Source organism: Clostridium sp. AM49-4BH (genome assembly GCF_003478335.1).
Classification (GTDB): Bacteria; Bacillota; Clostridia; order Lachnospirales; family Lachnospiraceae; genus Butyribacter.
The window spans coordinates 1-5065 of sequence record NZ_QUFB01000090.1 but is presented as its reverse complement, the minus strand read 5'-3'; the positions used below and the strand labels follow the sequence as shown (position 1 = coordinate 5065).

General features: G+C 33.8%; 4 protein-coding genes. All 4 read right to left on the bottom strand.

Features of this window, described 5'->3' with window-relative positions; genetic code table 11:
- Positions 1-327: 327 nt before the first annotated feature.
- From DW981_RS14125 to DW981_RS14110, 4 genes are read right to left on the bottom strand one after another with little or no spacing between them, the layout of a single operon-like run.
- A complete protein-coding gene (locus DW981_RS14125) occupies positions 328-2034 on the bottom strand; it encodes an ABC transporter ATP-binding protein (RefSeq protein ID WP_118508190.1) in 1707 nt (568 codons plus the stop codon).
- Positions 2027-3451: a S8 family serine peptidase gene (locus DW981_RS14120; RefSeq protein ID WP_055196133.1), complete on the bottom strand. Its 1425-nt coding sequence runs from the start codon at positions 3449-3451 to the stop codon at positions 2027-2029. Before DW981_RS14120 ends, DW981_RS14125 begins: the two co-directional genes overlap by 8 nt.
- 26 nt (positions 3452-3477) lie before the next feature.
- Positions 3478-4242, bottom strand: a complete 765-nt coding sequence (locus DW981_RS14115; protein ID WP_118508191.1) for a hypothetical protein — start codon at positions 4240-4242, stop codon at positions 3478-3480.
- Between the two features lie 25 nt (positions 4243-4267).
- The gene (locus DW981_RS14110) at positions 4268-4861 is read right to left on the bottom strand and encodes a hypothetical protein (protein WP_147352670.1); all 594 of its coding nucleotides are present in this window, start codon (positions 4859-4861) and stop codon (positions 4268-4270) included.
- Between the last annotated feature and the right edge of the window lie 204 nt (positions 4862-5065).

Here is a 5065-nt window from a genome sequence, read left to right as displayed (position 1 = left end):
TCAGCGTATTACTATTGGAATGCTCAAAATAAAAAGATGCAGAAATGTATAATTGTTGATAATATACATCTCTTGCATCTTTAGGATTTTAACTTTCATGAACAGCATATTCCGCATTAATATGGAGGAATATTATCCTATTTATGTCTAGTTTCATACGGCACACCATTCATAGAATAATTAGAATTAACCTGCATGATGCAAATTCTCTCTATTTTTCTTTTTTATCGACAAGCATCTAATAATATTTCACATTTTCTGCCAGAAATAATACTTTTTGTCCCAAAAGCAAAAAAGACTTGCTACTCTGAAAAGATTTTCTTATATTTATTCTGCTTTTTCCAACATAACATTTAGTTCATCACTTTTCCCTATCAAATCATCATATCTCCCTAAATCTGCAACCACTCCCTCCTTCAGTACAACGATCTGATCCACTTTGCTCAATATCTCTTTCTTATGTGTTATCACTATCACTGTTTTGTCTTTTAGCCGAGTATCAAGCAGTCCGTTTATCTGCTGTTCTGAATAAGCATCTGTGTTTGAAGTAGCTTCATCAAATATAATAATCGGCTTGTCATGCACCAATGCCCTTGCAAGGGCTATTTTCTGCTTTTGCCCGCCGGAGAGCATTGCCCCATTCTGTCCTACCACATGATCTAAGGAAACCTCTTTTATAAAATCTTCAAGTCCGCTGTCCTTGCAGGCAGCTTCTATCACCGTATCATCTATTTGTTTATACAGACAGATATTATTCCTTATTGTGTCATTGAATAAATAGATTTGTTGGCTCACAACGGATACCATATTTCGGTATTCTGGCAATGGCAGCTCTGAAATATTTTCTGCTCCCAACAGTATTTCACCACTTGTCGGCTCATACATTCTCGTAAGAAGATTGATGATTGTCGTCTTTCCCGAACCATTGCGCCCAATTATAGCTGTCTTGCTGGATTTTGCAAATAATATATCAATATTCTTCAAAATGCACTTATCCCTTTCATACGCAAAAGAAACCTTCTGCAATCTCAAATCATTTGGACATAGATCCGTTTTCTTTCCATTATCCGTTTCTTCTTCCAATTCCATAAACGCATAATATCTTTTTGTTGACGGAATAATCCCTGATAACAGGTATCCTATATTTAGGATTGCAGAAATCGGTCCGGTAACATAAGCACTATATGTAATGAAAGCGAACACACTACCTACTGAAAGTTTCATATCAAACACTAAATTTGCGCCCAGTATATATAACAATGTAGAAAGAAACTGTACCATGATACTATCTATTATCGTATTCCACTGCCCTAACATATTCATCTGCTTTTGTTTCTCTATAATATTGTTCTGGTTAAGTACAAACTCCTCATGCTTTTTATCCAAGATATTAAACAGCTTGACTTCTCGTACCCCTCCAACAGTATCTCCAAACCATTTTGCGTACTCCTGATTCCTTTTTATGAACTCGTCCATAATCTGTTTTTGCTTTTTTGCAAAGTATTTCATTACCACACACTTAATAGGTATAAACAGAAGAACCAGTACCGTCATTCTGAAATCTATTATGAATAAACCTATTATGCCGCCTGTCATGCTAAACGCCTGCGTAATTACGAAAAAAACACTGCTGTCAGCAATAGATGTCATCTGGTTAATATCCGTGTTGATATTATTCAAAGTCTCCGCATAGTTTGTGTTATTGAAATAGTTTACCCGCAGCTTCATAAGATGTGAAAAAGACTGTTCCGAAAGAAAATATTGTATCTTTGCTGAAATATCTACACGTTTCTTTTCCTTGACTATATCTATGAGGGAATTTATAGTGTAGATTATCATAGACACCAAGACCAGCTCTATCAATAATTTCTTATTTCCGCCAATAAAGCCATCGTCCATGATTCGCCTGCTGATCAGCGGAACGCATAGATTTAACCCGGTAGAAACAAGCAGACAACCGACAATTACAACTATTGTTTTTTTGTATCTGCCTAGTAACAGAAGTAATCTTTTTACAGCCTCTTTGTTATCCATCTTCTTCCTCCGTCAATATTCTTACAAGACAATTTGTAACTTTCTCGACAAAATCCTTATCTATTTCACAATCACTTATTTTCAATACAACTATATCTTCATTTTGAATTTCCGCTAAATATATATTATTTATATTTTCAATTCTTACCATAACATCTATATCACTAAAAAGTGGCTCAATAAGACTATGTTTTCCTTCCGATATACAAAATAATACACCATCGCTTTGCATGTAAAACGTTTGCCAATAGATGAACTCTTTAACCGTTTTTACTTTACTCAGGCATTGTTCTGGTACATATTCTAACCCATACAAAACATATTCTGGTTCTAACCCTGCGGTATATATATTATACTCACGATCAGCAAAATCTTTTTTGAACTCTGCGAGCAGAAACGCTACATCTATTTTCTCACTTACTTCGAATACAATTATGGGAATGTCTAACTCTTGTTCATTTCCAGTACATCTATCAATAAATTGTACTCTCTTATTTGGACACCAATAAAAGCAATCATCTAATGTCTCCTTTATTTTCTCACTTCCAACATAAACAACATTTTTTCTATATTGAGTAGCTAGTTCTAAATCTGACAAGTTATCAATAATAAGTGTATCTGCCCGATTTATTTCTTCAATTCCTACAACATCAAAATAGTAATCAGCCTTACTCTTTTTAATATTTGCCTTAATTACTGCACAGCATATCCAATCGGGTTCAACCTTTTCAGATATTGTAATCATTGTTTCTTTTTTAGAAAACCTCTTATATAATTTGGTAATATTTTGAAATCCCTGTTCCATAAAAAACATACCAATATAAGCAGTTACAAAGGGAGCTGCATAACTGTTACATTTCTGAGTAACAGATGCAACTCCATACAATCGCAGCGTATGTTCAGACTCACCAAGTATATTTATCCCAAGAAACAGTCTCTTTAAAGAATCTGAAAAAAAAGAGGAATGCGTTGCAACACCTATTATATTTGAAAAAGAAGCCGGATATGATTCATATCCACTATTAGATGTTGCAGCTACGATGCACATTCCCTTGCTCACATAATGGTTTACTAATGTTCTTATTAATGACTTATCCCTAAAATGTGTAGTGCCTAAGCTCAAATTAACCAAATAAATACCTTTTTCTATACACCAATCTAATGCTGGTTTTAAATGTTCTATTAAGCCACTTCCGTCTTCATTTAGAAGTCGAATACTGTATATTTCTGAATTTGCTAAATATTTTTGAATAATGGCTGCGCATATTGTCCCATGAGCAAATCTTACTCTACTCATGTCCGCTTCATCATAAACACACTCTTTTTTTTCATTAACATAAACTTTTCCTGATATTTCATTACCCAAAGCAGCTTCATCTACACCATTATCAATAATCGCTATCTTTATTTTCTGCACTAACATCGCCTCTTATAGTAAATTCATTAAATCCATTTTCTTACTGCCATTATAAAATTTGCCTCATAAGAAGCTACTGCCTGACTTGTTGTGACAGTCCTATCAGACGAACTACTCTCCGCCGCCAATCCCGCTCTAACATCCTGAGCTGATAACCTTTTATTTTGCACATATTCTTCATAAGCTGTTCTTTCTGCTTGTTTTTCCTGAATCCGCTTTTTTTCCTGTTGTTTCTTTACTTGATTTTCTATTCTCTTTTTATTTTCTATTCTACGCTCCCAAAAACTATTTTTTGACTTATCATTAAAAGTCTTCCCACCATTTCCATTGTTATAACCTGCACTCCACATTTCAGCATGACATTCTTCTTTTGATGCTCCATAATATATTGTAGAAAACGCTCCTCCACATATACCGGACCATTTATCCGGTTGTGACCAGCCCACCTGCAAATCATTTAATACCCATGCTTCATACTCTGGATCATTCTTCATCGCTTCAAACCCCGCCTCTGAAATTGTAACAGATATTGACTCGCCTGCCCTTGTGGGATGCATTGGAATTTGAGATATTTTATTGTAAATATACTGCTTGTATTCCTCCATTGTCATATCTTTAGCAGACACAGAACCTGTTTTTAAATTGCCCACTATACTTCCACTACCTTCGCGCTTTTCTTTTACACTATCCGCAAACCTTGTATCTTCCTTCTCCTGATCTTTAGTCACAATTTTCTGCTGGTACTGATTGTAAGCCCTTGTCATATAGTTCACATTAATTGTATTGCTCATAGTAATCTCCTTCTTGTTAAGAATTTTAAAATATTTGAATCTCATTATAACCTGTCAGTGTCTCTATTAAAAAATCTGTCATATCAAGATAGGTATTCTTGCAATATACCCTATGAACATATTGAATACACTGTGCTTCTATCTCCTCATTCTTATGTTCTAAATACTTTATCGGCAAAACTGAATTAATCGAAAACCTGTCTATTGAACAATTGCATAAATAAAAGCAATCTGCATCTACATTATAACGATAGTGCAAAAGATTGTTCATTTCTTCAAAATACTCTTCTTTGTATTCATCTTTATAAAGCGATAAGATTGTAAAATCCGGATCTACGGCATTTAAAATTTCATACGCTATTATTCCAAAATTTCCTGGCTTTTGCTTTGTAAGTGGAAGTAACTCACCCGGTATTCCAACAACAATTACCTCTGGCTTTTCATTTTCTTCAATATATTTTAGATATTGGTTGTAGCAAATTATTTTTTCACTTTCATTTAAACCATTTCCATTCATAAATCCAGGAAAAGCATGTATATTCTCGGTATTACCAAATTGCCTACTCGAAATCAAACTAACTTTATAATTTTCCTTTAATAACACACTAATAATCTGCATTTCAATCTCGAATGCATTACATCTTACCCCATTCTCTATAATCGCAATTACCGGAACATTAATATTTTGTAGACCCGAAATATTTTTCTCCCATTTAAAAGATTCTATTGGCATTTCTATTAATTTAACATTACTTTTTCACATATATCAAGAACTTCTGAATATTCATTTTTATCTATTTTTCTTGCCAATACAATATTTTCC

Excerpts from the sequence above, each read along its gene's own strand:
- DW981_RS14115 (WP_118508191.1), bottom strand. The coding sequence starts at position 4,242 with ATGAGCAATACAATTAATGTGAACTATATGACAAGGGCTTACAATCAG.
- DW981_RS14125 (WP_118508190.1), bottom strand. The coding sequence starts at position 2,034 with ATGGATAACAAAGAGGCTGTAAAAAGATTACTTCTGTTACTAGGCAGA.
- DW981_RS14110 (WP_147352670.1), bottom strand. The coding sequence starts at position 4,861 with ATGCAGATTATTAGTGTGTTATTAAAGGAAAATTATAAAGTTAGTTTG.